Origin of the sequence: Marinobacterium maritimum (assembly GCF_039523155.1) — a bacterium.
GTDB lineage: Bacteria > Pseudomonadota > Gammaproteobacteria > Pseudomonadales > Balneatricaceae > Marinobacterium > Marinobacterium maritimum.
This window is the reverse complement of sequence record NZ_BAAAET010000003.1, coordinates 711,183-736,754: the sequence shown is the minus strand read 5'-3', so window position 1 is coordinate 736,754 and position 25,572 is coordinate 711,183. Positions and strand designations below refer to the sequence as shown.

Here is a 25,572-nt window from a genome sequence, read left to right as displayed (position 1 = left end):
GGCTTTTGGCCGGGGGAAAAGCACCATGGCAGCGGGGATCATACTGGGGTTGATGGCGGCCACGTTGCAGGCCCTGAGCTACCTGTTCTCGGCCCGCTTCGGCCTGCGCCATCAGGCCTCCCCGGTGACCCTGCTGGTGCTGATGCATGTCTGGATCGGCATTGTCGCACTGCTGTCATTGCCGTTCCTCTGGCATCCGCAAATCCTGGCCAGCACCGACTGGCTGCTGCCGCTCGGGGTCATGACGCTGTCCTACCTGATTGCCCAGCTGTCCCTGTTTCAGTCCTTGCGGCATGCCGAAAGCTCCAGGGTTTCACCGCTGCTGGGCCTGAAAATTCTGGTGCTGATTCTATTGGGCAGCAGCTGGCAGGGAGAACACTATTCACTGCTGCAATGGGGGGCGGCCGGGCTTTGCGCTCTGGGCGGTGTCTGGCTCAGTCGCTGCGGGGGATCCATTCCCTGGCAGGCAAGCGGCTGGATCGCACTGGCCTGCGTAGGCTATGCCCTGTCTGACCTGTCTGTGGTCTATCTGGTCCGGGCCTTTGATCAACTGCCATTGCTGCAGGCTGCCGGGCTCAGTGTGGCGTTGAGTTATCTGCTCTGTGGGCTGGGGTGCCTGCTCTTTTGGCCGCGGCTAAGGCAGCGCCGGCTGTTGCTGCAGAGCACGCCTGTCGCGCTGAGCTGGCTGCTGGCGATGATCTGCCTGTTCAGCTGCTTTGCCCTGTTGGGGGCTGTGTTTGGTGGTATTGTTCAGTCTGGCCGAGGTTTGATCTCCATCCTGCTGGGGCTGCTGGTGGTGCGCCTGGGCTGGAGTGCAGGGGAGCGGGCTCCGGCATTTGCGGTATTAGTGCAACGGATGCTGGCGGCAGGCCTGATGTTGCTGGCCATCGTACTTTTTGCGCTGGGTGGTAATCCCGGGCCGGCCTGATGGCTGGTTAAGCAGTTTGTCTGGAAGCAGGCGGAAAGAGCAGATGGTGATGGCTGCGCATGGGGGCGCTCGGTGGACAGAAAGAAAGAGGACAGTCAGGCCAGAAAGGTGGGGGCCATCTGAAGAGCTTAAAGCGAAAGAAGCACGTTGATCCTTCAACGCACTTCTTCCTCTGGCTGTCCTATCCGTGCGGTCGAGAGGCGTCCTGCCTGATGCATCCTGTCTTCCTGTACCGCTGCGAGGCCATCCGAGTATTCATTCCCTGAACAGGAGATCCACACTGGTAATTATGACCATCAGGGAAATTCTGGATATAGGAATTTTTCCTATTTTTCACCTCAGGCCAGTTTGACCACCTCATCGACCAGTCGGTTGATGCCTGAGGCCGCTTCGGAAATAGAGCCGGCCAGCATATAGGCCGGCGTACTGACCACCTTGTTGGACTGGTCAACGATGATCTGGTCGACACCACAGTTCTGGTGCTGGCCGCCCATGGCATTAATGGCCCCTGCTACCCCTTCGTCGTTACCGATGGTGCACTGGATGCCGCTGCCGAGCAGCTTGGGCGTCATCGCCGGTGCGATACAGATCAGGCCCACTGGCTTGCCGGCCTGGTGGATGGCGCGAGCAAAGCTCACCAGTTCCTCGTTGATGCTGCAATCGACACCGTTGACGGCAAAGTCACTCAGGTTCTTGGCGGCGCCGAAACCGCCGGGGATGATCAGCGCATCGAATTCGTCGGGGTTGGCCTCGGCCAGATCCTGGATGTCACCACGGGCCAGGCGGGCCGCCTCAACCAGAACATTGCGTTTCTCGCCTTCGGCTACTTCGCCGGTCAGGTGGTTGATAACATGCAGCTGCTCGATATTGGGCGCGAAGCACTGGTAACGGACACCGTTGTGTTCCAGGCGCAGGAAGGTCAGCACCGACTCGTAGATTTCCGAGCCGTCGAACACACCGCTGCCGGACAAGATCACCGCAATATTTTTCATGGCCTCGTATCTCCTCAGTTCCTGACCTTTATGGGGCTGACGGGCATTGCCAAGCGTCATGTCGAAGTTGTCACAGATTACGTTAAGATGGAAAGCAATACCAAATGAAGTGGTGACGCCTGAATGTTGTCAGTTGCCGACTGTCACATAAGTGTCACATATCTATCGTCCAATACTGCCGAGAAAGGAAGTGAGCCGTGGCCTTTACCAATAGCCAGCGTTTCTACCCGGAAACCCGGATGCGCCGCATGCGTGCGGATGAGTTCTCCCGCCGTCTGATGCGTGAGAATACCCTGACCACCGATGACCTCATCTATCCGGTGTTCGTACTCGAGGGTGAAGGGCAGATCGAGGAGGTGCCGTCGATGCCGGGCGTCAAGCGTTACAGCATCGACCTGCTGGTGGAGAAGGCACGCGAATGGCACGCGCTGGGCATTCCGGCACTGGCGCTGTTTCCGGTGACCCCGGCCAGTGCCAAGAGCGAGTTCGCCGAGGAATCGTACAATCCGGATGGCCTGGTACAGCGCACCGTACGTGCGCTCAAGGCGGCATTGCCGGAGCTGGGCATCATGACCGATGTGGCGCTGGATCCGTTCACCACCCATGGTCAGGACGGCATCATTGACGAGGACGGTTATGTACTCAATGACCGTACCGTCGATACGCTGGTCAAGCAGGCGCTGTCCCATGCCGAAGCCGGTGCCGATATCGTCGCGCCCAGCGACATGATGGACGGCCGCATTGGCGTGATTCGCGACGAGCTGGAGAGCCAGGGCTTCGTCAATACTCGCATCATGGCCTATTCTGCCAAGTATGCGAGTGCTTACTACGGTCCTTTCCGTGATGCTGTGGGCTCGGCGGGTAACCTGGGCAAGGGGAACAAGTACAGCTACCAGATGGACCCGGCCAACAGTGATGAGGCGCTGCATGAAGTTGCCATGGACCTGGCTGAAGGAGCCGACATGGTAATGGTCAAGCCGGGGATGCCCTATCTGGACATCGTGCATCGCGTTAAAACGGAATTGAAAGCGCCGACCTTCGTCTACCAGGTCAGTGGAGAGTACGCCATGCATGTGGCGGCGTTCCAGAACGGCTGGCTGGATGAGGAAGCCATCATCATGGAGAGTCTGCTCAGCTTCAAGCGAGCCGGCGCCGATGGCATCCTGACCTACTTTGCGGTCAGAGCGGCGGAGATACTTAACCGCTAATAGAGAATATACTCGGATGGATGACAGCTTGGACCTGGGAGGTTACATCATGAGCGCGACCCCAATGGATCAGGAGATGGTGGTGGAGCAGAGCGAGGCTACGGCTGCGCTGCTGGAGAGCCGTGAGATCCTGCCGACCATCGACCCGATCGAGGAGGTGCCGGTCGATCTCAAGGCACCCGAGCTGTACATCAACCGAGAGCTCAGCCATCTGCAGTTCAACGTGCGGGTGCTGGAACAGGCGCTGGATGAAAGCTATCCGCTGCTGGAGCGGCTGATGTTCCTGCTCATTTTTTCCAGCAATCTGGATGAGTTTTTCGAGATCCGGGTCGCTGACCAGCTGCGCCAGCTCAAGTATGGCCGTGAGGCGGTGGGCCCGGATGCGATGTACCCACAGAAGGTACTGGAGAAGATCAGCGAAATCTGCGCGATCAACGTGGACCGTCAGTACAAGATTCTCAACGACATCATGTTTCCGGCACTGGAAGCGGAGAACATCCGCTTTATCCGTCGTGCCGAATGGACCGAGGCTCAGCTGGCCTGGGTGCAGGAGTATTTCGAGGATCAGGTGCTGCCGGTGATCAGCCCCATCGGGCTGGACCCTTCGCACCCCTTCCCGCGCCTGGTTAACAAGAGCCTCAACTTCATTGTCGAGCTGGACGGCAAGGATGCCTTCGGACGCGAGACCGGCATGGCGATCATCCCGGCGCCGCGTTCGTTGCCGCGCCTGATCCGTTTGCCGGATGAGCTCTGCGAGGGTGGTGACAACCTGATCTTCCTGTCCTCGATCATTCACGAGTTTGCCGAAGACCTGTTTCCGGGGATGAAGGTGGATGGCTGCTTCCAGTTCCGCATCACCCGTAATGCCGACCTGAGCTTCGACTTCGAGGAGATCGAGGACCTGGCGCGTGCCCTGCGGGGTGAGCTGCATTCACGCAAATTTGGTGATGCGGTCCGCCTGGAGGTCGACAGTCGAACGCCGGAGGCGTTGATTGGCTTTCTGCAGGCCGAGTTCAACCTGCTGGACAGTCACGTTTATCGCGTCAACGGCCCGGTCAACCTGACCCGGCTGATGGCGGTGCGTGACTTGGTCGACCGTCCCGAGTTGCGCTGGAAACCGTTTACGCCGGGTATGCCGAACAAGCTCAAGAGTACCGACGATATCTTCAGTGCTCTGCGCAAGAATGACCAGCTGTTGCAGCATCCGTTCCAGTCGTTCACCCCGGTGGTGGACCTGCTGCGCCAGGCCGCCAAGGACCCTCAGGTGCTGGCGATCAAGCAGACCCTGTACCGTACCGGCGTCAATTCCGATATCGTCAATGCGCTGGTAGAGGCCGCACGTAACGGCAAGGAAGTCACCGTGGTGATCGAGCTGCGGGCGCGCTTCGACGAGGAGAGCAACCTGCAGCTGGCCAGCCGCCTGCAGGAAGCCGGCTGTCTGGTGGTCTACGGCGTGGTTGGCTACAAGACTCATGCCAAGATGATGCTGGTGGTGCGCCGTGAAGGCAGTGAACTGGTGCGCTACAGCCATCTGGGTACCGGCAACTACCACTCAGGTACCGCACGCCTGTACACCGACTACAGCTTCATGACCGCCGACCCCGAGATCGGCGAGGATGTACACAAGATCTTCCAGCAGCTCACCGGCATGGGCAAGATCCAGAAGCTGCAGAAACTCTACAACGCGCCCTTCACGCTGCATGCCAAGATGCTGGAGCTGATGCAGAACGAGATTCGCAACGTCAAGGCGGGCAAAAAGGGCCACATCATCATCAAGGTCAACGGACTGACCGAACCCAAGCTGATCCGCGGCCTCTACGAGGCCTCCCAGGCGGGGGTACAGGTCGACCTGATCATCCGCGGCATGTGTCGCCTGCGGCCGGGCCTGGAGGGCGTATCTGAGAATATCCGGGTGCGCTCGATCATTGGCCGCTTCCTAGAGCATACCCGGGTGTACTGGTTCGCCAACGAGGGTGGCAAGCCGGTGGTGATCGGCTCCAGCGCCGACTGGATGGAGCGCAACATGCTCAATCGAGTCGAGACCGGTTTCGAGCTGTCCGGCAAGCACGCCGAACGGATCCGCCGTGAGCTGGATTACTACCTCAGGGATAACACGGGGGCCTGGGAGCTGCACTCCGACGGCAGCTACACCCTGGTGCAGCCGGCCGAAGGCGAAGAACGTTTCAGTGCCCAGCAGGCCCTGCTGGACGGCCTGGCAACCTGATTACTCACGCAGCAGGGCGGCATAGCCACTGCGGTAATCCGGATAGCTGAAGCGGTAGCCGCTGGCCCTGAGTCGGCGGTTGCTACAGCGCTTGCTGCCGCCACGGCGCACCGGCTGGCGCGTTTCGATCTCGACACCCAACTGCTCGGCCAGCCATTCCATGACCTCGTGAATCGGTGTCGGGCTATCGTCACTGGCAAGGTACAGCGGCTTCAGAGCGACGCCATCCTCCGCCAGCTGCAACAGATGCTGCAACACCCCGACACAATCATCCCGATGAATGCGATTGCTGTAATGCAGCGGTTCGGCCGGTGCGGCGATGCCGGCCTGCACCTGACGTTGCAGATGCGTACGGCCAGGGCCGTAGATGCCGCTGAAGCGCACCACCGTAGCGGGAATGCCGCTGTGCAGGGCCAGCTGCTCGCTCTCCAGCAGGATGCGGCCGCGCTCGCTGTCCGGCTGAACCGGTGACTGTTCGTCGACCCAATCGTGCTCGTGCTGGTGGTAGACCCCTGTGCTGCTGGTCAGGAACAGATGGCGTGGCGGTTCCGGCAGGGCGGCCAGCAGGTGCTTCAGGCCATCGACGTAGGTGGCACGGTAAACTTCCGGGTCCGCACTCTTGGCGGCGGCGGTATAAAACAGGTAGTCACAGGCCGGCAGCTCTTGCAGGCTGTCTGGATTGGACAGATCCGCCGCAATGCCATGGATGCCATCGGGCAGCTGGTTTATAGTACGGCGAAGCCCGAACACCTGTGCCCCGGCGGCACTGAGCCGGAGCCCCAGCCGGGTTCCGATATCGCCGCAGCCGGCGATCAGCACTCGTTGTTCCTGCATGTCGACCCCTTATCAATCTGGTTTTGATCATCCTAACAGAGGTACGCCCCGATGACGCTGACGGAGCTTCGATACATTGTCACCCTGGCCCAGGAGCAGCATTTCGGTCATGCCGCCGAGCGCTGTTTCGTCAGCCAGCCGACATTGTCGATTGCGGTCAAGAAGCTGGAAGAGGAGCTGGGCGTCGCCCTGTTTGAGCGCAGCAAGAATGCCGTGCGCGTCACCCCGGTGGGCGAGAAGGTGGTGCGCCAGGCGCAAACGGTGCTGGAACAGGCCGAGGCGGTGAAGGAGCTGGCGCGCGAAGGCAAGGATCAGCTGGCCAGCCCGCTGCGTATCGGCGCCATCTACACCATCGGCCCCTATCTGTTCCCGCAGCTGATCCCGCAGATTCAGCGCCTGGCACCGGATATGCCGCTGTATATCGAGGAAAACTTCACCGACAACCTGCGTACCAAGATCCGCAATGGTGAGCTGGATGCGATCATTATCGCACTGCCGTTCCACGAGGCGGATGTGCTGACTAGGCCGCTCTATGACGAGCCTTTCCTGATGGTGATGCCCAAGGGGCATGAGCTGGCGCAGCAGGACGAGATCGACTCGCACCAGATGAACGAGATCCGCATGCTGCTGCTGGGCGAAGGGCACTGTTTCCGTGACCAGGTGCTTGAGGCCTGTCCGACGCTGAACCAGTCGTTCCATGATCAGCATACGGTCACCGAAGGCAGCTCGCTGGAGACGATTCGCATGATGGTTGCGTCCGGCCTGGGCACCAGTGTGCTGCCGTTGTCGGCGATCGATAACCACCCGACCAGCGACCTGATCGAGATCCGTCCGTTCAAGCAGCCACAGCCGACGCGGACCGTGGCAGTGGCCTGGCGGGCCAGCTTCCCGCGTCCCCAGGCGATCGATGTGCTGGTCGAAGCGATCAATCACTGTCAGGTAAAGGCTGGGAGCGATGCCCAGCACTGAGCAGGACGCCGCGACACAGGGTGTCCCAATACAGGGCGTCCCAGTACAGGGCGTCCCGGTCACCGAACTCAAGGGGGTGGGTACCGCGCTTGAGCTCAAGCTGGAGCGGCTCGGTATCCGTACCGTTCAGGACCTGATCCTGCACCTGCCGTTGCGCTACCAGGATCGCACCCGGGTGGTGCCGATCGGCAGCCTCAGGCCCGGTGACGAGGTCGTGATCGATGCCAGCATTCGTGCCGCTGATGTGGTTCAGGGGCGCCGGCGCAGCCTGCTGTGCCGGGTGCAGGATGGCAGTGGCGCTACCCTGACCCTGCGCTTCTTTCACTTCAATGCCGCGCAAAAAAACAGCTTCCGTCCCGGTAAACGCCTGCTTTGCTTTGGCGAGGCCCGTCCCGGCCCTGGTGGGCTGGAGATGGTGCACCCCGAATACAAGTTGCTCAAGACCGAGGCATCGGCCGTGATGGCCGATCGCCTGACGCCGGTCTACCCGCTGACCGAGGGCATGACCCAGAATCGGATTCGATCACTGATAACATTGGCGCTGGAATGGATGGATAGAGAGGGACTGGAAGACCTCTTGCCAGCCGCGCTCTTGAGCAAGTGGAAGCTGCCTGATCTGCAGCGCTCGCTGTACTACCTGCACCACCCGCCGGTGGATGCTGATCAGACATTGCTTCTGGAAGGTAAGCACCCGGCGCAGCGTCGACTGGCGATGGAAGAGCTGCTGGCGCACCACCTGTCATTGCAGAAAATCCGTCAGCAGGTGCAGCAGCAGGGTGCTCCCGAGCTGAAAGCAACCGGCGAATTGAGTCGGCCTTTTCTGGCGGCCTTGCCGTTCGAACTGACCGGAGCCCAGCTGCGTGTGGCCCGCGAAGTAGCACGTGATCTGCAGAAGCCGGTGCCCATGCTGCGGCTGGTGCAGGGCGATGTGGGCTCGGGCAAGACGGTAGTGGCGGCGCTGGCGGCACTGCAGGCGGTGGAGAACGGTCTCCAGGCGGCAGTCATGGCGCCCACCGAGATCCTTGCCGAGCAGCACCATATCAACTTCAGCAGCTGGCTTGAGCCGCTGGGCATCAAAGTGGCCTGGCTGGCCGGCAAGGTGAAGGGCAAGGCACGGGAAGCCCAGCTGGCAGCGATTCGCAGTGGCGAAGCACAGATTGCGGTCGGCACCCATGCGCTGTTTCAGGACGAGGTGACCTTTGCCGATTTGGGCGTGGTGGTGATTGACGAGCAGCATCGCTTTGGCGTGCATCAGCGCCTGAGCCTGAAAGAGAAAGGACGCAACGGCGAGCGCAGCCCACATCAGCTGATCATGACCGCCACGCCGATCCCACGCACCCTGACCATGAGTGCCTATGCCGATCTGGACTGCTCCATCATCGACGAGTTGCCGCCGGGGCGCACCCCGGTGCAGACGGTGGTGATTGCCGATTCCCGTCGCGATCAGGTGATCGAGCGGGTGCGTCAGGCCTGTGAACAGGGTCGTCAGGCCTATTGGGTCTGCACCCTGATCGAAGAATCGGAAGCGCTGCAGTGTCAGGCGGCCGAAGTGGCGGCCGAGAGTCTCAAGGAAGCCCTGCCGCAGCTGCGCATCGGCCTGGTCCATGGCCGCATGAAACCGGCGGAAAAGGCCGAGATCATGGCCCGCTTCAAGGCCGCTGAGCTCGATTTGCTGGTGGCGACTACGGTGATCGAGGTCGGCGTTGATGTGCCCAACGCCAGCCTGATGATCATCGAGGATCCGGAGCGGCTGGGGCTGGCGCAGCTGCACCAGTTGCGCGGCCGGGTGGGCCGTGGCAGTGTCGAAAGCTTCTGCGTGCTGATGTACCATGCCCCCCTTTCGAAGCAGGGGCGCGAACGGCTGGCGGTGATGCGTGAAACCACCGACGGCTTCCGCATCGCCGAGAAGGATCTGGAGCTGCGTGGCCCGGGCGAAGTGCTGGGCACCCGCCAGACCGGCATGATGCAGTTCCGCATCGCCGATCTGCAGCGTGATGCCGACCTGCTGCCCAAAATTCATCAGGTGGCCGCCGAGCTGCAGCAGCTGCCGGCCCTCAACGAAGCCCTGATCCGACGCTGGCTGGGCAATGGAGACATCTATGCACAGGTTTGATACCCGGCGTCAGCCGCCGACGCCGGCCCAGCTGGAACTGATTGAGCAACAGATCGGCCGTGAGCCGCGTGGTATCGAAGCGGTGGCATGTGCCACCGCCGAGGGCCTGCCACTGGTGCTGCAGATGCGCACTCTGGTGGCGGATCAGCCTTTTCCCACGTTGTACTGGCTCAGCTGTCGTGACCTCTGCCGGGCGATCGGCCGCATCGAGGACAGTGGCTGGGTCAAGCAGATCGAGCAGGAGCTGCAGGATAACGATGAACTGCGCGCCACCTATCTGGCCCAGCAGCAGCGCTATGTAGACCTGCGCTGGCGGTTGATGCGCGACGAGGATCGGCAGCGGATCGAGCAGCTGGGTTTCACTGAACTGTTTGATCGTTACGGTATCGGCGGTATCGCCCAGTGGGACAAGGTCCGTTGTCTGCACATGCAGTATGCGCACTGGCTGGCGGATGGTGACAACGTGATTGGCGAGCGTCTGGAGCAGGAGTTCGAACTGAGCGGTACCGACATCCGGCTCTGAGCGTGATGCGGCTCCGAGCGAGAGACTCGGGGCTTCGCAAACAGAAACGGCGGCCCAGGGGCCGCCGTTTCGGGTCAAGCTGGTCGCAATTACTTGCCGGTCAGCTTGTGATACTTGTCCATCAGCATCTCTTCGCTTTCGACATGATCCGGATCTTTCGGAATACAGTCGACCGGGCAGACTTCCACGCACTGCGGGGTATCATAGTGACCGACGCACTCGGTGCACTTGTTCGGGTCGATCTCGTAGATCTCGTCACCCGGAGCGATCGCTTCGTTGGGGCATTCCGGTTCACATACATCACAGTTGATGCATTCGTCGGTAATCATCAAAGCCATGACTGGCTACCTCACTCAATCTGACAGGTTCTTTATTTCTGGCTCAGGTGCTGCTTTAGCGCACTGGCGACGGCTGGATGCACGAATTCGCTGACATCACCGCCCAGGGACGCGATTTCGCGGATCAGCGTCGACGAGATGAACGACAGGTGCTCCGCTGGCGTCAGGAACAGGCTTTCGGCCTGAGGCGCAAGCTTGCGGTTCATGTTGGCCAGCTGGAATTCGAATTCGAAGTCGGACACGGCGCGCAGCCCACGCAGAATAATGTTGGCATTCTGCTCGCGGACCAGGTCGGCCAGCAGGCAGTCGAAGCCGATCACCTCGACATTGGGCAGGTGTGCCAGTGTGGTCCGGGCCAGCTCGATACGCTGTTCCAGCGGCAGCATCGGCTGCTTCTTGGGGCTGGCCGCCACGGCAAGCACGATACGGTCGAACATGCGCGATGCGCGTTCGACCAGGTCGGAATGGCCGTTGGTGATCGGGTCAAAGGTACCGGGGTAGATCGCCGTATTCATAGCGGTTCAGCTGACCTTGTTGGGGCTAATGAGCAACACTGTTGAGCGGATGTTAGCCGAATTGGCCAAGTGGCACAAATAGATTAGAGGAATGGTAAATATCAAAATGGTTATTAAAAACAAAAACCTTATTTTGATAGGTTATATTTGATTGTGACATATTTGTGACGTTTATATTAAGGTTGGTCTATCGACCTTGAGCTGCAGGGATCAGCTCACTAAGGTGGCGTCCAATACATACCTTTGCCAATGTCAAACAAGGAGGCCCCCCGCACCATGGCAAGAAGAACCCCGCAAGAAGCCGCTCAAACCCGGCAGCATTTGATCGATACGGGTCTGCAACTGTTCAGCCGTCAGGGCATCGAAAACACGACTCTGAAGCAGGTCGCCCAAGAGGCGGGGGTGACGCACGGCGCACTCTACTGGCACTTCCGCAATCGTGCCGACCTGCTGCTGCAGATTCATCATGCCTATGAGTTGCCGTTTGAAGCTCAGTATCTGGAGCAGCGCCAGGGGGTACAGCAGGATGCGCTGGCCGCTCTGAGCCAGTATATCCGTGGCGTACTGGCCGAGTTTGCCCGCAATCCGGCGGCCGGGTCCATCTACCGGGTGTTTTACATGGCGGCTACTCCGGTGACGGATCTGGCCGAGATTGAGTCGGAGCTGAGTGACAACCGCGCGCTTTGGCAGGATCAGCTCAAGTTCTTTCTCAAGCAGGCGCGCAAGCAGAAACAGCTGCGCAAGAACTGTTCACCGACTGCGCTGGCGTTCAGCCTGCAGGCGGCCCTGAGCGGGCTGCTGCAGGAGTGGTTGAGGTCGGATGGCGGTTTTGACCTGAAAGCCGAAGGGCAGGCGTTACTGGGTATCCTGCTGGCCGGGCTGCCGCATAAATAGCCGATAGGCCACCTGTCCCGCCTTCTTCTCGCGATACAGCTGCCAGTTGTGCGGCAGCTGGTCCAGCTGCAACTCCGCCTCGGTTTCGATATAGATCAGCGCCTCGTCGGCGAGCAACTGCTGCTGCTCCAGCAGGGCGCAGACCGGGCCGGCCATTCCCTTGCGGAACGGTGGGTCCAGGAACACCAGGTCATAGCGTACCTCCTCATTGGGTGCACGCAGCTCGAGCCAGGTCGGCACTGAGCTGCCGATCAGCTCGGCATTCTGCGCTTTCAGCGTATTCAGGTTGGTGCGCAGCTGGCTGATCACTTCCGGCGCCTGGTCGATGAAGGTCACCGAAGCGGCGCCTCGGGACAGGGCTTCCAGCCCCAGGGCGCCGCTGCCGCTGAACAGGTCCAGACAGCGGGCACCGGGCAGGTACGCCTGCAACCAGTTGAACAGCGTCTCGCGTACCCGGTCAGGGGTCGGGCGCAGGCCCTCGATCGCCGGGAAGTCCAGCTTGCGGCCGCGCCACTCGCCGCCGATGATACGAACGCTGGATTGGGAAACGGGAGCCGCTGGGCGGCGGGTGCGGTGGTTATTGCGGCGTGGCATCGCGGCGATCCTTAAGGTGAAGCGGGCAGTGAAAGGGTGTGATAGTAATCAGACTCCAGCTGTGCCTGCAACCAGCGTTTCAATGCGTCCGCGTCGATTGCGCCCAGTGCCGCGGGCAACTGCGCCAGGCTATCGGCCGGCAGCTGGTGCAGGGCCAGCAGGTCGATCCAGGCCTGCTGCTGGTCCGGCCGCTGCAGCTGGGCGAGCACGGCGTGCCGGGCGGTCGTCAGGTCAGCAGTCGCCAGTTGGGTTGGCAGCCAGGTGCGTAGCTCCGGCCAATCGTCACCCTGTAACACCAGACTGACCAGCCCCCGAGGCAGAGTGGCAACCCAGTGAAGACTGAAGCCGCCACTATGCTGCGCTTGCCGGCGTTGCGCCAGTGCGGCTGACAAGGGCTGTTGCACCGCCTCTCGTGCCAGCAGGCTCAGGGCCAGCTGGCTGACCGATTCTATTCGGGGCAGGGGCCAGCGGTGCAGCTGCAGAGATGTTGCGGTACTGGGCTCGGGGACCGGCAGCGGCTTGAGCGACAGCAAGGTTCCTGGCAGATGCGGTGGGGCGTTCTCGGTTGCCGCCAGGCGGAGGGGCTGAGAGGCGGGACCAGACAGGGTCAGTTGCCAGTGCTCGGGGGCCAGCCAGTGGTAGTAGGTATCCGCCGGATCAAGGGACTGGAGCGGCTCGGCGGCGGTGGGAAACTGGCTGAGCAGCCAGTGTTCGGGCTGTTGGCGGTGCAGATACTGCTCGGCCTGGACCCGCTGCAACAGGGCGTGCCAGTCCAGCTCGGCTGGTTGTCGCAACTCTGTCAGCAACCGGGCCAGCTGATCCGCGGCGGGCAGATCATCAGACTGCAGTTCAAGCACCAACAGCCCCGGCCGGGACCGCAGCTGTGGCTGAGCTCCCAGGAGGGCATGCCAGAGGGGCGCTGTCCGGCTCAACTGCTGCTGCAGGGCGGTCATGAACAGGCGTTGTTGCAGCTGTTCAGTGGCCGAATGTGCCTGTGGTTGCGGCAGCAACAGATGCAGGCGGTAATCCGCCCGGTTCTGTGACTGCCAATAAACGCGTTGGTCCGGGCTGGCCTGCCAGGGTGCAGGGGCCGGTTCCGGGCCGATCAGGGTCAGCAGCAGGATGAGACCCGGCAGAAACAGGATCAGCAGGCTAAGCTGGCGGCGGCTGAGAAATGGGCGTGTCATGGGCAGAGATACAGCCTGTATTGGCCGGGTTTGTCCGGGGTGGCTCTGTGCTAAGATAGCCGCCCAGTTGGTTAATGAATTTCAGCGGCCCGCCGCCAGGCTGTCGAAAACCTCTCTGCGTTGCCGAATACAGCGTTAAAAACAGGCTCCAAATGCTCATTTAGTTCACTAAATTGCGTTTTCTTGCCTGTTTTTTCCCTTGTCTCGGCTGCCTCGATAACGGTTTTTGACACCCTGTAGGGGCTCTCTACAGCGGATATTACAGATTATGGACGCGCTCTACACCTGGATGACCGAACAGGGTCTTGATCCTGCTACCCTCCCTTACATTGCCGGCGCTCTGCTGGTGGTATTGCTGCTGATTGTGGTGCGCCTGAGTCGCAAGAGCGGCCTCAAGGCCGAGCAGGAAGCCGCCCGCAAGGCGGCGGAGGAAGAGGCTGCTCGGGTAGCGGCAGAGCAGGCCGAGGCAGCCGAGCGTCAGGCGCGTGAACAGGCTGAACAGCAGGCACGAGCAGCTGAGGCGCAGGCGCGTCGGGAAGCTGAACAGGTCGAAGCCGAGCGCCAGGCCCGCGCGGCAGTAGAGGCAGCACGTCAGGCCGCGGAAGCTGAAGCGGCGCGTGTGGCCGTTGAAAGCGATGCGGCCCAAAAGGAGGCGGAAGAAGCCGCAGCTGCGGCGCTCAAGGCAAAAGCAGAGGCCGAAGCTGCAGAGCAGCAGGCAAAAGCGGACGCCGAACGCAAGGCTCAGGAAGAGGCTGAACGCCAGGCGCGGGAAGCGGCAGAGCGTGAACAGGCGGAGCAGGCTGCTGCCGAAGAAGCAGCACGTCAGGCGGCCGAGGCCGCCGAGCGTGAGCGTCTGGCGAAAGCAGAAGAGGAACGTCAGGCTCGCGAGGAAGCTGAGCGTCTGGCCGCAGAAAAGGCCGCCGTCGAAGAGGCTGAGCGCAAGGCTCAGGAAGAAGCGGAGCGTCAGGCCCGTGAAGCGGCAGAGCTTAAGGCCGCCGAGGAAGAGGCTGCGCGTCTGGCGGCAGAGCAAGCTGCTGCAGCAGAAGCCGAACGCTTGGCCGCAGAAAAGGCTGCCGCTGAAGAGGCTGAACGTCTGGCTGCCGAAAAGGCTGCGGCCGAGGCCGCCGAACGCAAGGCGGCAGAAGAGGCGGCGGCCCAGGCGGCGGCTACTGAAGAGAAGAAGGGCGGTTTCTTCGCCCGCATCAAGAGTGGCCTGAGCCGTACCAAGGCCAACCTGACCGAGCAGCTGGGCGATCTGTTTCTCGGCGCCAAGGAGATCGACGAAGATCTGCTGGAAGAGATCGAAACCACGCTGCTGATGGCAGATGTGGGTGTCGAGGCAACCACCGAGATTATTGAGCGTCTGACCGATCGGGTTGAGCGCAAGCAGCTGAAGGATGCCGATGCGCTGAAAGACGCGCTGCAGCAGGAGCTGGCGGCGCTGCTGGGGGGCGTCGAACATCAGCTGCAGTTGCCGGAGAAGAAGCCGGCGGTGATCCTGATGGTGGGCGTCAATGGTGTCGGCAAGACGACGACCATCGGCAAGCTGGCCAAGCGCTTCCAGGCCGAGGGCAAGTCGGTGATGCTGGCGGCCGGCGATACCTTCCGTGCGGCGGCCGTCGAGCAGCTTCAGGTCTGGGGTGAGCGCAACAACGTGCCCGTGGTGGCTCAGCACACCGGTGCCGATTCGGCGTCGGTGATCTTCGATGCGCTGCAGTCCGCCCAGTCCAAGGGCGTTGACGTGCTGATCGCCGATACCGCCGGTCGTCTGCAGAACAAGGACAACCTGATGCAGGAGCTGCAGAAGGTGGTGCGCGTGATGCAGAAACTGGATCCGGACGCGCCGCACGAAGTGATGCTGGTGCTGGATGCCGGTACCGGTCAGAACGCGATCAGCCAGGCGAAGGAGTTCAAGGGCGCGGTGGGTGTCAGTGGCATTACCCTGACCAAACTGGATGGCACTGCCAAGGGCGGCATCATCTTCGCCATCGCCAAGCAGTTCGATCTGCCGATCCGCTTTATCGGTGTGGGTGAGCAGGCGGATGACCTGCGTCCGTTCGACGCGGAAGAGTTCGTCCAGGCTCTTTTCGACTGAGGTGATGCATGGCGGCAATCCGGTTCAGTAATGTCTTCAAACGCTATGCCAGCGGCCAGGATGCCCTGCTGGGAGTGAACTTCGAACTCGCATCGGGTGAGATGGCATTCCTGACCGGTCATTCGGGTGCCGGCAAAAGTACCCTGTTGCGCCTGATCATGTTGATGGAAAGGCCCAGCCGAGGCCAGGTCTGGGTGGGGCAGCAGGACCTGTCCCGCCTGCACCGCTCGCAGATTCCCTATCTGCGGCGCCAGATCGGCGTGGTGTTCCAGAACCATCAACTGCTGTTCGACCGGTCGGTGTTCGACAATGTGGCTCTGCCGTTGCAGATCAGCGGCTACGACCCGGCCGATGCGGCGCGCCGTGCCCGGGCGGCACTGGATAAAGTGGGCCTGCTGGCGCGGGAGAAACACAACCCGGTGACGCTGTCGACCGGCGAACAGCAGCGTGTCGGCATTGCCCGTGCCATCGTGCACAAGCCGAAGCTGCTGCTGGCGGATGAACCGACCGGTAACCTGGACCCGGAGCTGTCCGAAGACATCATGCGCCTGTTTGGCCAGTTCAACAGCATCGGCACCACGGTGCTGATCGCCAGTCATGATCTGTCACTGATCAATCGCATGCAGCATCGGATGCTGACGCTGAGAAACGGGAGGCTCGTAGCCGATGGCTAAACCGGGACGCAATGAACAGGCAAGTGCCGGGCTACGCCAGGCCGGAGGACGTCAGGCGACACCGCGCCAGGCGGAGCGTCGATCGACGGAGCGCAACCCCGTCGATCGCGGCTCGGCGGCCCCGCGCCGTGGTGCCGAGCAGCATCGTATCCAGTTTGCCGATCGCCGCCGCAGCTGGCGCCGTCATCACCTGAATGTGGCGCGGGAGGCGCTGTTGCGCCTGAAACAGACGCCTGTTGCTTCGTTGATGACGCTGGCGGTGCTGGCGATCGCACTGGCGTTGCCGGGCTTCCTGCTGGCGGCGCTGGGCAACCTGCAGACGCTGACCGATGGCTGGGACCCGCAGCCGCGCATCGCCCTGTATATGCAGACTGAACTCAGTGACGCGTCGATCGACAGTTTCAGTCGCGAGTTGCTGCTGCGCGAGGATCTCAGCTCGGTGGAACTGATCAGCCGTCAGAAGGGGCTGGAAGAGTTCCGCCAGTACAGCGCTTTTGCCGACCTGCTGGAGCGTTTTGGCAGCAATCCCCTGCCGGCGGTGATCATGGTATTGCCGCGCGACGGCGACCCGCTGCAGTTGCCGCTGCTGCGCAGCGAGCTGGCCGCCCTGCCTGGGGTCGACGAGGCCCTGCTCGACATGGAGTGGGTGCAGCGCCTGGCCGCCGTGCTGGCCCTGGCCCAGCGTGGCAGCTACGTGCTGGGCGGGTTGCTGGCACTGGCGGTGCTGCTGGTGGTGGGCAACACCGTGCGCATGACCATCGAAAGCCGGCGTGACGAGATCCTGGTCAGCAAGCTGGTTGGGGCCACCGATGCCTGGGTGCGCCGTCCTTTCCTCTACAGCGGCTTCTGGTTTGGTCTGCTCGGCGGTGTGTTGGCCTGGCTGCTGGTGCAGCTGGCGCTGTCGCTGCTGGCACAACCGGCGCAGGCGCTGGCGGATCTCTATCTGAACCAGTTCCAGCTGCAGGGGCTGGGCGTGCAGGGTTCGCTGATCATGCTGGCGACGGCGACTCTGCTGGGCTTGTCCGGCTCCTGGCTGGCCGTATCCCGGCACCTGCGTGAAATAGAACCCGGCGTGGCGATACCCGGCGACTCCGGGTCGGGAGCGGTGTAAGGTTTTTGCAATACTTGCCCCGCAGACTATTTCACGCTAAGTTTTCCTGTCCGTTGATGATGCAACGGGCGCTGCGGCGGTGAACTTTTGCCATGCGGCAGCGTCGAACCATCGAGTTTCGTACGGCACTCTTTTTTTTGAGTGCGCCAAGTTTTGAGTGAACCAAGAGTTTTGCGAGGTCATTCCTGAATGGGCACCAGCTTGCAAGTTGTTGAACAGTTGTCACCGGGCCGCAATGTCGACGCCTACGTTCAGACTGTGAGTGCCATCCCCATCCTCTCCGTTGAGGAGGAGCGGGAGCTGGCAGAGCGCCTGCATTACCAGAGCGATCTTGAAGCGGCACGCCAGCTGGTCATGTCGCACCTGCGTTTCGTGGTTCATATTGCCCGCAGCTATTCCGGTTATGGCCTGCCGCTGGGCGATCTGATCCAGGAAGGCAACGTCGGCCTGATGAAGGCCGTGAAGCGTTTCGACCCTACCATGGGGGTACGCCTGGTATCCTTTGCCGTGCACTGGATCAAGGCCGAGATGCATGAGTTCATCCTGCGCAACTGGCGTATCGTCAAGATCGCCACCACCAAAGCGCAGCGCAAGCTGTTCTTCAACCTGCGTTCGCAGAAGAAGAAATTGAGCTGGATGACCAACGACGAGGTGGCGGCGGTCGCCGAAGATCTGGGCGTGGATGCCAAGGTCGTACGCCAGATGGAAGGCCGTCTGGCCTCCACCGACACCGCTTTCGATGCGCCGGTCGGCGAGGACGAGGAGAGCAGCTACCTGTCGCCCTCGGCCTATCTGGAAGACCACTCCGCTGATCCGGCCCAGCAGCTGGAAGACGCCAACTGGGAAGAAGATTCCCAGCGTCGCCTGCTCAGTGCCATGGAGGCACTGGATGAACGCAGCCGCAATATCCTGGCACGCCGCTGGCTGGCCGAGGAAAAAGCGACCCTGCATGAACTGGCGGCGGAATACAGCGTTTCTGCCGAGCGGATCCGTCAGCTGGAAAAGAATGCAATGAAAAAGATCCGTGGTGCCATGCTGGAAGCCTGATCCGGCGTACCCTGATGCGATAAAGCCGCCGTTGTGCGGCTTTTTTCATTTCGGGCCCTGTCCCCAAACCCGTTATAATGCTGCCCAGGAGAACCGATGTCCGCCCGTTTTACGTTGGTAACCGCTGCCCTGCTGGGGGCGATGGCCGTGGCATTGGGCGCCTTTGCCGCCCATGGCCTCAAGTCCGTGCTCAGCGAGCGCCTGCTGGAGGTATTTCAGACCGGGGTCGATTACCAGTTTTGGCACGTGGGCGCGCTGCTGGTAACCGGGCTGCTGCAGCAGAAACGCAATAGCCGAGGACTGAAGGTCAGTGCGCTGGCGTTCATGGCCGGCATCGCCTGCTTCAGTGGCAGCCTCTATCTGCTGGCGCTGAGCGGTATTCACTGGCTGGGGGCGATCACCCCGCTGGGCGGCACCGCCTTCATTATCGGCTGGCTGAGCCTGGCCGTATCGATTTTTCAACAGGACCAATAGCATGCAGATTCAGGTGAATGGTGAGGCTCTGGATGTCAGCGAGAATGCAACCCTTGCCGAGCTGATCGAGCAGCTCGAACTGACTGGCAAGCGGATCGCGATCGAGCTGAACCTGGAGATCATTCCGCGCAGCGAACATGCCGCGACCCGGCTGGGTGCCGGTGACCAGGTCGAGATCGTGCACGCGATCGGGGGCGGCTGAGGCCGTACCTGTCCGCGCACCATACAACCACATTCATACCAGGGTACAGATGATGTCAGAGCTAGAGAACAACGACCCGCTGATCATTGCCGGACAATCCTTCAACTCCCGCCTGCTGGTGGGCACCGGCAAATACAAGGACATGGCCGAAACCGGCGCCGCGATCGCAGCCAGCGGTGCCGAAATTGTGACCATGGCCGTACGCCGTACCAACCTCGGCCAGAACCCGGACGAGCCGAACCTGCTCGACGTGGTCAGCCCCGACCGTTACACGCTGCTGCCCAACACTGCCGGCTGCTATACCGCCGAGGATGCGGTGCGTACCTGTCGCCTGGCCCGTGAGCTGCTCGACGGCCACGACCTGGTCAAGCTGGAAGTACTGGGCGATCAGAAAACCCTGTATCCCAACATCATCGAAACGGTGAAAGCCGCCGAGACGCTGGTCAAGGACGGCTTCAAGGTGATGGTGTACACCAACGATGACCCCATCGTGGCCAAGCGGCTGGAAGAGATCGGCTGCGTGGCGGTGATGCCGCTGGGCTCGCTGATTGGTTCGGGCCTGGGTATCCAGAACCCGCACAACATTCGCCTGATCATGGAAGAGGCCAACGTCCCGATTCTGGTGGATGCCGGCATCGGCACGCCTTCAGAAGCCGCCATGGCAATGGAAATGGGTTGTGCCGGCGTATTGGTCAACTCGGCGATTGCCGGCGCACAGAACCCGGTGCTGATGGCCAAGGCGATGCAGAAAGCCGTTCAGGCCGGTCGTGAAGCCCACCTGGCCGTGCGTATGCCGCGCCGTGCCTATGCCAGTGCTTCTTCGCCGCTGGACGGCGTGATCAGCGGCAGCTAATACCCTGCGAAATGCAAACACTCGGAGCCCTGAAAGGGCTCCGGCAACTGACAGATGTGATGATGACTGAAGAACAGAAACCTTTGCGCCGGATCCGCAGTTTTGTCGTGCGCGCCGGCCGTATGACCGAAGGCCAGCAGCGTGCCATGGACGAGAACTGGCCCAAGTACGGTCTGGAACTGAAGGACGGCATGATCGATTATGCCGCCGTGTTCGGTCGTGACGCGCCGGTGGTACTGGAGATCGGCTTCGGTATGGGGGACTCCCTGATCGAAATGGCGCGCCGTGCGCCGGAGAAGGACTTCATTGGCATCGAGGTGCATCCGCCGGGCGTGGGTCGCCTGTTGTCTCGCGTGGCCGAGGAAGGCCTGACCAATATTCGGGTCTATTGTGACGATGCCGTTGAAGTGTTGGCACAGTGCATCCCCGATGCCAGCCTGGACACCCTGCAGCTGTTCTTCCCCGACCCCTGGCACAAGAAGCGCCATCACAAGCGCCGTATCGTACAGCCCGAGTTTGCCCAGAAGATTCGCCAGAAGCTGAGTGTCGGCGGTTGCTTCCATATGGCCACCGACTGGGAAAACTACGCCGAACACATGATGGAAGTAATGTCTGCAGCGGAGGGATATCGCAACCATGCCGGTGAAGGGCAATATTCCCCTCAGCCCGAGTGGCGTCCGGTCACCAAGTTCCAAAAGCGCGGCGAGCGCCTGGGGCATGGTGTCTGGGATCTGATGTTCGAACGTATCGCCTGAATAGACAAAGGAGCTGGCCTGATGACGGACACCCTGGCAGTAACACAGCAAACCCTGGATTATCGAGCTGCAATGAAAGCGGTGACGGCGGCCAGCGAGCAGGCCGAGACCCTGGACGTCAAGGTCAGCATTGCCGTGGTCGGGCGTGCCGGCCAGCCGCTGGCCCAGCTGAGCCTCAATGATGCACCGCCGCAGACCGCGCTGCTGGCACTGCGCAAGGCGCGCACCTCGGCAGGTTTCAAGGTGGCGAGCAATTTCTTCCGCGACAATAATGCGGAGGACGTGCATCTGCTGGCGGCGCTGGATACCCATCCGGACCTGCTGATGCTCGGCGGTGGCTTGCCGATCAAGCTGGCCGGTGAGTGCATCGGCGCCATCGGTGTTTCCGGGGCCTCCCAGGCCGAAGATATCGCCTGTGCCGAAGCGGCGCTGGCGGCACTGGGTGTGACTGCGGACTAGGTCTGGTTGGTGAGCAAGCACACACAGGGGGCTGGTTCAGCCCCCTTTCTGTTTATGGCAGTCGCCTCGGCGGTGCTGATGGGCACCATCGGGGTGATCTCGAAGTATGCCGGGCTTAGCGCCGAGACCCTGACCTTTTACCGACTGGGCCTGGGGGCCGCCCTGATGCTGGGTTACCTGCTGCTGGCCGGGCAGGCCAGCCTGCTGCGGATCTGGCCGTCCTGGCGAGTGCTGGTCAACGGCGGACTGCTGGCCGGCTTTATCGTCTGCTATGTGCAGGCGATGCTCTACACCAGCATGGCTAATGCGATCATGATGGTCTACCTGTCACCCGTGCTGGCTTCGGTGATCGCCCATTTCCTGCTCGGTGAGCGGCTGACGCCGGCCGGCGTCGGCTTGATACTGCTGGCGCTGTTCGGTTTTGCCATGATGATGGAGTTCAAGCTGAGCTTCGACAATGTCAACGATGCCAAGGGGATGATGTTTGCGGCGCTGGCGATGCTGGCCTATGCCGGCTTCATGCTGCTCAACCGGGTGATGCCGGTGCATCTGCATGCCTATACCCGTTGCTGGTATCAGTTGCTGGCAGGGGCGTTGTGCATGCTGCCCCTGATGCTGCAGCAGGGGGAAAGCATCAGTCTGGAACAGTGGGGCTGGCTGCTGCTGGCGGGGTTGCTGCCGGGCTTCCTGGCGATCCTGTTCGCGGTGATCGCGCTGCGAGAGCTGCCGGCGGCCACGTTCGGTACCCTGGCCTATATGGAGCCGATCGCTGTGGTGACCTTCGGCTGGGTGCTGTTTGACCAGTCGCTGAATGGGTTACAGCTGGCCGGCTGTGGCCTGATCATGGGCTCAGGCGTGGCTCAGGCGTGGCTCAGGCCTTGCTGAGCCAGCGCCGTGAGCGGCGGTTGCGGGCGCGATTGGCAGGGGCTTCCTGAAGCGAGGCTTACCAGCGGTCACCTGACCTTTCATGGCGGTGGCCATGGTCCCCGTGGTGATGCTTGCCGCGTTTATGCTCACGCATTTCGGCCAGTTTCTGTTCCTGTTCCGGGGTCAGAATGGCAAAGAGCGACGCCTTGAAATCGGCGCGTGCCTGTACTCGCTCGGCCAGTTGCTGCTGCATCTCGCTGATCTGCTGCTTGACCTGCTGCTGGTAATCGGGGGCATTGGGGTCCAGTGCCGCCAGGCCTGCCATCCGTTTGCGGGGGTGTTCCGAGCGCTGTTCGGCACGACCTGTGAACAGCGCTTTCAGCGAAGCCTGCTGCGCTTCGTCCAATTCCAGATGGCGCGCCATGCGCTCCACTCGCTTATCGGTGCGGTCTGTCGCGTTGCACCCTTCTTGCTGGCCAGCCCAGGCCAGGGCGCTGCTGCCGGCTACCAGTGCTACGGCCAGTGCGGATACGATTGTCTTGCGTGCTTTCATCGGAAAGGTCTCCTGTGTTGATCTGCTGGCCAGTATGGGCAAAGTCAGCGCAAAGTTGTGTGCACCGGGAGTAAAGTTAGGTAAAGGCCGGTCAGGCGGGGCGGAGCCCGGGCTAGAATGGCGACAGGAGGAGCGAACATGCAGACCAAGACATTGCTGCTGGTGGACGATGACCGCGAGCTGTGTGCCATGCTGGCCGAATATCTGGGTCATGAAGGCTACCAAGTTGAAACGGTGCACTCGGGCGAAGCGGCACTGGCGGCGCTGGAACAATTCACGCCGGATCTGATGGTGCTGGATATCATGATGCCGGGGATGAGCGGGCTGGAGCTGTTGCAGCAGTTGCGTCCCCGCACGGACGTGCCGGTACTGATGCTGACCGGGCGCGGCGAAGCGATCGACCGTATCCTGGGGCTGGAGATGGGCGCGGATGACTATCTGTCCAAGCCCTGCCATCCGCGCGAACTGTCGGCGCGGGTCAAGGCGATCCTGCGTCGCTGCGACAGCGGCGGTACGGCTGCCGCAACGGAGGATGGCGCCTTCCCGAATCGTCCGCTGGAGATGGAAGGGCTGATGCTCGACCCCGGACAGCGGGAGGTCAGTTTTGCAAGGCAACCGCTGCAGCTGACCAGTGCCGAGTTCAACGTGCTGGCCTACCTGATGCAGCATGCCGGTCGGGTGCTGAGCAAGGCGGAACTGACCCGCTGGGTGCTGCACCGTGAACTGAGTGCCTATGACCGCGCCATTGATGTCCACGTCAGCCGGGTACGGCAGAAGCTGGCGGCGGTGGCGGGTGATGACTGCGAGCTGATCAAGACGGTGCGCGGTCAGGGCTATCAGTTCATCCGGAGTCCTTCATGAAGTGGTATCAGCGCCTGTTCTGGAAAATGTTCCTGGTGATCTGGCTGGTCAGCCTGGTCGGCATGGGCAGTGTGTTTCTGATGCTCAGTAGCCGCTACGATCAGGATCACCGCCTGGAGCTGCTGGAAGCCCGTGCCCGGGGGCAGGCACAGCTGATGGTGGAGCGCTATGAAGATGGTCTGCCGGATTGGCACAAGCTGCCGGGGCGGCGCCATCCGATCCCCTTGTGGCTGTTCGAAGCCGACAGCGGTAAGCCGCTGATGTCGGGGATGCATGAGCCGCCGCGCAGAACGCTGCCGCTGGCGCTGACGACGGACAGTGGCCGGGAATACCTTGCCCAGGTGGCGCTGCCACGCGAGGCGTTTTTCGTCGAGCGCATGCTGGGACGCCTGTTCTCGCTGCAGATGGTGCTGATTCTGGTGGTCTCCGGCTTGTCCGGGCTGGTACTGGGCACGCTGGTGGTGCGGCCGATCAGGCGTTTGCGCGATCATGTGCGAGACCTGCATCAGGCGCAGGACCTGACGCTCAGGGCGGCCCCGGGCCTGAGTCGGCGGCAGGACGAGATCGGTGAGCTGACCCGCGAGTTCGACCGTATGGTCGCGTCGGTGGAGCAGACGCTGATGGCCCAGCAGCGTCTGTTACAGGATGTGTCACATGAGTTGAGAGCCCCGCTGGCACGCTTGCAGGCGGCGGCAGGGCTGATTGAGCAGCGTCTGGCCGCCGATGATCCGATGATGGACAGGATCAATCGTGAATGCGGGCGACTGGATGCGTTGATTGGCGAGATTCTCAGTTTCAGCCGCCAGCAACAGCAGTCCAGCCATACCGAATTTTCGCTCAATGCCCTGTGTCACGAACTCAGGGAAGAGGTGCAGCTGCGCCAGCCCGAGCGGCCGTTCGAGCTGGATCTGCCTGAGGCTGAGGCGCACTACCGGGGGGCTCGTGAGCAGCTGCGTCGGGCATTGCAGAACGGTATTGAAAACATTCTTCGGCACACGCCCGAGGACGTGGCGGCCTATCTGAGCCTGCAGCGGCTGGCCGATGGCCGCCTGTCGCTGCGGCTGGGTGATGCGGGGCCGGGGGTAGACCCTGAACTGCTGCCGCGGCTGTTTGAGCCGTTCGTACGTGACGAGAACGGCAGCGGTGACGGCTTTGGCCTGGGCCTGAGTATCGCTCGGCGAGCGGTCGAACAGCTCGGCGGCGAGATCAGCGCGCACAACCGTCCCGAGGGCGGTCTGGAGCTCAGGGTCCTGTTGCCCCCGGCAGACTGACCAGTCGCACGGGGTCACCATTGTCGACCTCCAGGGCAGCGGCAAGCTCCGGCGTCAGACGCACCCGGTTCAGCGTCGGCTGCAAGCGGGCCTGTACGCAGCGAAAGCCGCTGCTGCCGGTATTGCTGACCAGGTAGTTGCGGGCATCTTCCGGCGCCGGAGTCTCGTCCACCACCGCTTCGACCCTTCGGCTGCGCCGAATCGCGTCGACCTCGTCGGGTCGGGCTGCCAGCGTCGGGCCGGCATCGAAAATATCGACATAGTTCTCGAAGCGGAAGCCCTGAGCCTGGAGTAGCCGGCAGGCCGGCTCGGTGTTCGGATGCACCTGGCCGATGATCGCCTGGGCCTCGGGTGGCAGCAGGTGGATATAGATCGGGTGTTTGGGCATCAGTTCGGCGATCACCACCTTGTTGCCGGAACCGGTGAGGAAGTCGGCCTGCTGGTAGTGCATCGAGAAAAAGTGCTGTCCCAGCCCTTCCCAGAAGGGGTTGCTGTCATGCTGGTCGGTGAAGCCGCGCATCTCGGCGATGATGCGGTCGGCAAAGCGCTGGCGGTGCTCGGCCATGAACAGGAAACGGGCCCGGGACAGCAGGCCGCCGCCACCGCTGCCACGGTAGGCCGGGCGCAGGTAGAGCGAGCAGAGCTCACTGCTGCCGGTGTAGTCGTTGCACAGGTAGAGGGTACGAAACTCGTTGTAGATCCCCAGCTGATGAGAGGCGTGCACGATGGTGCCGATGTGGTAATGGTACCAGGGGGCGTCCAGACCCACGGCCGAGGTGATGCCGCAGGTGCCCAGTACCTCGTTGCTGTCGGTCTCTTCGAGCACGAACAGGTAGGTGACTGGCGAGGGACCGCTGGCCTCCTGGGCCAGATGGCTGACCGACTGCTCGATCTTGCGTTCCAGCAGGTCCTCATTGTCGGGCAGCGAGGTGAACCCCGTGCCGGATTCGATGGCGATCGTCTTGAGCAGGTCGCCATCCGCGGTAGTGATCGGACGTACGCGCAGCATGCTGTTTGCCTCCTGCAACAGG

General features: G+C 61.9%; 27 protein-coding genes. 19 read left to right on the top strand and 8 right to left on the bottom strand.

All coding sequences use genetic code 11. The annotated features are described in order from the left end of the window. Nucleotides 1-25 precede the first annotated feature (25 nt). Nucleotides 26-928 carry an EamA family transporter gene (locus ABD013_RS14480; protein ID WP_343807338.1) on the top strand — a complete coding sequence of 301 codons (903 nt, stop codon included), beginning with the start codon at nucleotides 26-28 and terminating at the stop codon, nucleotides 926-928. A 338-nt stretch (nucleotides 929-1,266) separates the two neighbouring features. Here the strand turns inward: ABD013_RS14480 and elbB are convergent, their stop codons facing one another. After that, nucleotides 1,267-1,920, bottom strand: a complete 654-nt coding sequence (gene elbB / locus ABD013_RS14475; protein WP_343807334.1) for an isoprenoid biosynthesis glyoxalase ElbB — start codon at nucleotides 1,918-1,920, stop codon at nucleotides 1,267-1,269. 197 nt (nucleotides 1,921-2,117) lie between these two features. Here elbB and hemB point away from each other — a divergent pair, with 197 nt between their 5' ends. Together hemB and ppk1 are read left to right on the top strand one after the other, a co-directional pair. Further along, the gene (gene hemB / locus ABD013_RS14470; RefSeq protein ID WP_343807331.1) at nucleotides 2,118-3,128 is read left to right on the top strand and encodes a porphobilinogen synthase; all 1,011 of its coding nucleotides are present in this window, start codon (nucleotides 2,118-2,120) and stop codon (nucleotides 3,126-3,128) included. Nucleotides 3,129-3,177: 49 nt separating this feature from the next. Next, nucleotides 3,178-5,352 carry a polyphosphate kinase 1 gene (gene ppk1 / locus ABD013_RS14465; protein ID WP_343807328.1) on the top strand — a complete coding sequence of 725 codons (2,175 nt, stop codon included), beginning with the start codon at nucleotides 3,178-3,180 and terminating at the stop codon, nucleotides 5,350-5,352. Here ppk1 and ABD013_RS14460 read toward each other — a convergent pair whose 3' ends face one another. Next, on the bottom strand, nucleotides 5,353-6,186 hold the full coding sequence (locus ABD013_RS14460) for an SDR family oxidoreductase (RefSeq protein WP_343807325.1): 834 nt from the start codon (nucleotides 6,184-6,186) through the stop codon (nucleotides 5,353-5,355). Nucleotides 6,187-6,237: 51 nt separating this feature from the next. On the opposite strand from ABD013_RS14460, the gene ABD013_RS14455 reads away from it, so the two are divergent. The 3 genes from ABD013_RS14455 to ABD013_RS14445 are packed head-to-tail and all read left to right on the top strand — an operon-like array spanning nucleotide 6,238 to nucleotide 9,791. Beyond that, complete coding sequence (locus ABD013_RS14455) at nucleotides 6,238-7,155, top strand: hydrogen peroxide-inducible genes activator (protein ID WP_343807322.1); 918 nt, start codon at nucleotides 6,238-6,240, stop codon at nucleotides 7,153-7,155. Next, nucleotides 7,142-9,268, top strand: a complete 2,127-nt coding sequence (gene recG, locus ABD013_RS14450; RefSeq protein ID WP_343807319.1) for an ATP-dependent DNA helicase RecG — start codon at nucleotides 7,142-7,144, stop codon at nucleotides 9,266-9,268. Before ABD013_RS14455 ends, recG begins: the two co-directional genes overlap by 14 nt. Continuing rightward, on the top strand, nucleotides 9,255-9,791 hold the full coding sequence (locus tag ABD013_RS14445; protein WP_343807316.1) for a DUF501 domain-containing protein: 537 nt from the start codon (nucleotides 9,255-9,257) through the stop codon (nucleotides 9,789-9,791). The genes recG and ABD013_RS14445 overlap by 14 nt, the downstream gene beginning before the upstream one ends. An 89-nt stretch (nucleotides 9,792-9,880) precedes the next feature. On the opposite strand, the gene ABD013_RS14440 is transcribed toward ABD013_RS14445, so the two are convergent. Both ABD013_RS14440 and coaD read right to left on the bottom strand, forming a co-directional pair. Further along, nucleotides 9,881-10,129 (bottom strand): YfhL family 4Fe-4S dicluster ferredoxin, encoded by a 249-nt coding sequence (locus tag ABD013_RS14440; RefSeq protein ID WP_343807313.1) that lies wholly within the window; start codon nucleotides 10,127-10,129, stop codon nucleotides 9,881-9,883. A 32-nt stretch (nucleotides 10,130-10,161) separates the two neighbouring features. Further along, on the bottom strand, nucleotides 10,162-10,644 hold the full coding sequence (gene coaD, locus ABD013_RS14435) for a pantetheine-phosphate adenylyltransferase (RefSeq protein ID WP_343807310.1): 483 nt from the start codon (nucleotides 10,642-10,644) through the stop codon (nucleotides 10,162-10,164). A gap of 276 nt (nucleotides 10,645-10,920) precedes the next feature. Between coaD and ABD013_RS14430 the strand changes: the two genes are divergently transcribed. Next, nucleotides 10,921-11,538: a TetR family transcriptional regulator gene (locus tag ABD013_RS14430; RefSeq protein WP_343807308.1), complete on the top strand. Its 618-nt coding sequence runs from the start codon at nucleotides 10,921-10,923 to the stop codon at nucleotides 11,536-11,538. On the opposite strand, the gene rsmD is transcribed toward ABD013_RS14430, so the two are convergent. Together rsmD and ABD013_RS14420 are read right to left on the bottom strand one after the other, a co-directional pair. Beyond that, nucleotides 11,500-12,132, bottom strand: a complete 633-nt coding sequence (gene rsmD / locus ABD013_RS14425) for a 16S rRNA (guanine(966)-N(2))-methyltransferase RsmD (RefSeq protein WP_343807305.1) — start codon at nucleotides 12,130-12,132, stop codon at nucleotides 11,500-11,502. The genes ABD013_RS14430 and rsmD overlap by 39 nt on opposite strands. Before the next feature lie 11 nt (nucleotides 12,133-12,143). Beyond that, nucleotides 12,144-13,319: a hypothetical protein gene (locus ABD013_RS14420; RefSeq protein ID WP_343807303.1), complete on the bottom strand. Its 1,176-nt coding sequence runs from the start codon at nucleotides 13,317-13,319 to the stop codon at nucleotides 12,144-12,146. Nucleotides 13,320-14,172: 853 nt separating this feature from the next. Between ABD013_RS14420 and ftsY the strand changes: the two genes are divergently transcribed. From ftsY to ABD013_RS14370, 10 genes are all read left to right on the top strand, one after another. Further along, nucleotides 14,173-15,414, top strand: coding sequence for a signal recognition particle-docking protein FtsY (gene ftsY / locus ABD013_RS14415; protein ID WP_343807435.1), 1,242 nt, complete (start codon nucleotides 14,173-14,175; stop codon nucleotides 15,412-15,414). An 8-nt stretch (nucleotides 15,415-15,422) separates the two neighbouring features. After that, nucleotides 15,423-16,088 carry a cell division ATP-binding protein FtsE gene (gene ftsE, locus ABD013_RS14410; protein WP_343807300.1) on the top strand — a complete coding sequence of 222 codons (666 nt, stop codon included), beginning with the start codon at nucleotides 15,423-15,425 and terminating at the stop codon, nucleotides 16,086-16,088. Then, a complete protein-coding gene (ftsX, locus tag ABD013_RS14405; RefSeq protein ID WP_343807297.1) occupies nucleotides 16,081-17,199 on the top strand; it encodes a permease-like cell division protein FtsX in 1,119 nt (372 codons plus the stop codon). The genes ftsE and ftsX overlap by 8 nt, the downstream gene beginning before the upstream one ends. 189 nt (nucleotides 17,200-17,388) lie before the next feature. After that, nucleotides 17,389-18,246, top strand: coding sequence for an RNA polymerase sigma factor RpoH (gene rpoH, locus ABD013_RS14400; protein ID WP_343807294.1), 858 nt, complete (start codon nucleotides 17,389-17,391; stop codon nucleotides 18,244-18,246). A gap of 96 nt (nucleotides 18,247-18,342) precedes the next feature. After that, the gene (locus ABD013_RS14395; protein ID WP_343807291.1) at nucleotides 18,343-18,720 is read left to right on the top strand and encodes a DUF423 domain-containing protein; all 378 of its coding nucleotides are present in this window, start codon (nucleotides 18,343-18,345) and stop codon (nucleotides 18,718-18,720) included. A gap of 1 nt (nucleotide 18,721) precedes the next feature. Continuing rightward, entirely contained in the window at nucleotides 18,722-18,922 is a 201-nt protein-coding gene (gene thiS, locus ABD013_RS14390) for a sulfur carrier protein ThiS (protein ID WP_343807288.1), read from the top strand. 52 nt (nucleotides 18,923-18,974) lie between these two features. After that, a complete protein-coding gene (locus tag ABD013_RS14385) occupies nucleotides 18,975-19,775 on the top strand; it encodes a thiazole synthase (protein WP_343807285.1) in 801 nt (266 codons plus the stop codon). 62 nt (nucleotides 19,776-19,837) lie between these two features. Beyond that, a complete protein-coding gene (gene trmB, locus ABD013_RS14380; protein WP_343807432.1) occupies nucleotides 19,838-20,530 on the top strand; it encodes a tRNA (guanosine(46)-N7)-methyltransferase TrmB in 693 nt (230 codons plus the stop codon). Between the two features lie 21 nt (nucleotides 20,531-20,551). Then, nucleotides 20,552-20,989, top strand: a complete 438-nt coding sequence (locus ABD013_RS14375) for a GlcG/HbpS family heme-binding protein (RefSeq protein ID WP_343807282.1) — start codon at nucleotides 20,552-20,554, stop codon at nucleotides 20,987-20,989. Nucleotides 20,990-20,998: 9 nt separating this feature from the next. Continuing rightward, nucleotides 20,999-21,874 (top strand): DMT family transporter, encoded by an 876-nt coding sequence (locus tag ABD013_RS14370; protein WP_343807279.1) that lies wholly within the window; start codon nucleotides 20,999-21,001, stop codon nucleotides 21,872-21,874. Between the two features lie 58 nt (nucleotides 21,875-21,932). On the opposite strand, the gene ABD013_RS14365 is transcribed toward ABD013_RS14370, so the two are convergent. After that, the gene (locus tag ABD013_RS14365) at nucleotides 21,933-22,409 is read right to left on the bottom strand and encodes a Spy/CpxP family protein refolding chaperone (protein ID WP_343807276.1); all 477 of its coding nucleotides are present in this window, start codon (nucleotides 22,407-22,409) and stop codon (nucleotides 21,933-21,935) included. Between the two features lie 138 nt (nucleotides 22,410-22,547). Between ABD013_RS14365 and ABD013_RS14360 the strand changes: the two genes are divergently transcribed. Both ABD013_RS14360 and ABD013_RS14355 read left to right on the top strand, forming a co-directional pair. Next, a complete protein-coding gene (locus tag ABD013_RS14360; protein WP_343807273.1) occupies nucleotides 22,548-23,270 on the top strand; it encodes a response regulator transcription factor in 723 nt (240 codons plus the stop codon). After that, a complete protein-coding gene (locus tag ABD013_RS14355; RefSeq protein WP_343807270.1) occupies nucleotides 23,267-24,541 on the top strand; it encodes a sensor histidine kinase in 1,275 nt (424 codons plus the stop codon). Before ABD013_RS14360 ends, ABD013_RS14355 begins: the two co-directional genes overlap by 4 nt. Here ABD013_RS14355 and astA read toward each other — a convergent pair. Beyond that, nucleotides 24,513-25,550 carry an arginine N-succinyltransferase gene (gene astA / locus ABD013_RS14350; protein ID WP_343807267.1) on the bottom strand — a complete coding sequence of 346 codons (1,038 nt, stop codon included), beginning with the start codon at nucleotides 25,548-25,550 and terminating at the stop codon, nucleotides 24,513-24,515. The genes ABD013_RS14355 and astA overlap by 29 nt on opposite strands. Nucleotides 25,551-25,572: the final 22 nt, after the last annotated feature.

What these genes read in the sequence shown, in the direction of transcription:
- elbB (WP_343807334.1), bottom strand. Translation starts at nt 1,920, where the DNA reads ATGAAAAATATTGCGGTGATCTTGTCCGGCAGCGGTGTGTTCGACGGC.
- ABD013_RS14365 (WP_343807276.1), bottom strand. Translation starts at nt 22,409, where the DNA reads ATGAAAGCACGCAAGACAATCGTATCCGCACTGGCCGTAGCACTGGTA.
- ftsE (WP_343807300.1), top strand. Translation starts at nt 15,423, where the DNA reads ATGGCGGCAATCCGGTTCAGTAATGTCTTCAAACGCTATGCCAGCGGC.
- ABD013_RS14430 (WP_343807308.1), top strand. Translation starts at nt 10,921, where the DNA reads ATGGCAAGAAGAACCCCGCAAGAAGCCGCTCAAACCCGGCAGCATTTG.
- ABD013_RS14440 (WP_343807313.1), bottom strand. Translation starts at nt 10,129, where the DNA reads ATGGCTTTGATGATTACCGACGAATGCATCAACTGTGATGTATGTGAA.
- ppk1 (WP_343807328.1), top strand. Translation starts at nt 3,178, where the DNA reads ATGAGCGCGACCCCAATGGATCAGGAGATGGTGGTGGAGCAGAGCGAG.
- rpoH (WP_343807294.1), top strand. Translation starts at nt 17,389, where the DNA reads ATGGGCACCAGCTTGCAAGTTGTTGAACAGTTGTCACCGGGCCGCAAT.
- astA (WP_343807267.1), bottom strand. Translation starts at nt 25,550, where the DNA reads ATGCTGCGCGTACGTCCGATCACTACCGCGGATGGCGACCTGCTCAAG.
- trmB (WP_343807432.1), top strand. Translation starts at nt 19,838, where the DNA reads ATGACTGAAGAACAGAAACCTTTGCGCCGGATCCGCAGTTTTGTCGTG.
- ABD013_RS14455 (WP_343807322.1), top strand. Translation starts at nt 6,238, where the DNA reads ATGACGCTGACGGAGCTTCGATACATTGTCACCCTGGCCCAGGAGCAG.
- ABD013_RS14395 (WP_343807291.1), top strand. Translation starts at nt 18,343, where the DNA reads ATGTCCGCCCGTTTTACGTTGGTAACCGCTGCCCTGCTGGGGGCGATG.
- ABD013_RS14460 (WP_343807325.1), bottom strand. Translation starts at nt 6,186, where the DNA reads ATGCAGGAACAACGAGTGCTGATCGCCGGCTGCGGCGATATCGGAACC.
- ABD013_RS14420 (WP_343807303.1), bottom strand. Translation starts at nt 13,319, where the DNA reads ATGACACGCCCATTTCTCAGCCGCCGCCAGCTTAGCCTGCTGATCCTG.
- ABD013_RS14480 (WP_343807338.1), top strand. Translation starts at nt 26, where the DNA reads ATGGCAGCGGGGATCATACTGGGGTTGATGGCGGCCACGTTGCAGGCC.
- ABD013_RS14445 (WP_343807316.1), top strand. Translation starts at nt 9,255, where the DNA reads ATGCACAGGTTTGATACCCGGCGTCAGCCGCCGACGCCGGCCCAGCTG.
- ABD013_RS14385 (WP_343807285.1), top strand. Translation starts at nt 18,975, where the DNA reads ATGTCAGAGCTAGAGAACAACGACCCGCTGATCATTGCCGGACAATCC.
- coaD (WP_343807310.1), bottom strand. Translation starts at nt 10,644, where the DNA reads ATGAATACGGCGATCTACCCCGGTACCTTTGACCCGATCACCAACGGC.
- ABD013_RS14375 (WP_343807282.1), top strand. Translation starts at nt 20,552, where the DNA reads ATGACGGACACCCTGGCAGTAACACAGCAAACCCTGGATTATCGAGCT.
- recG (WP_343807319.1), top strand. Translation starts at nt 7,142, where the DNA reads ATGCCCAGCACTGAGCAGGACGCCGCGACACAGGGTGTCCCAATACAG.
- rsmD (WP_343807305.1), bottom strand. Translation starts at nt 12,132, where the DNA reads ATGCCACGCCGCAATAACCACCGCACCCGCCGCCCAGCGGCTCCCGTT.
- ftsX (WP_343807297.1), top strand. Translation starts at nt 16,081, where the DNA reads ATGGCTAAACCGGGACGCAATGAACAGGCAAGTGCCGGGCTACGCCAG.
- thiS (WP_343807288.1), top strand. Translation starts at nt 18,722, where the DNA reads ATGCAGATTCAGGTGAATGGTGAGGCTCTGGATGTCAGCGAGAATGCA.
- ABD013_RS14355 (WP_343807270.1), top strand. Translation starts at nt 23,267, where the DNA reads ATGAAGTGGTATCAGCGCCTGTTCTGGAAAATGTTCCTGGTGATCTGG.
- ABD013_RS14360 (WP_343807273.1), top strand. Translation starts at nt 22,548, where the DNA reads ATGCAGACCAAGACATTGCTGCTGGTGGACGATGACCGCGAGCTGTGT.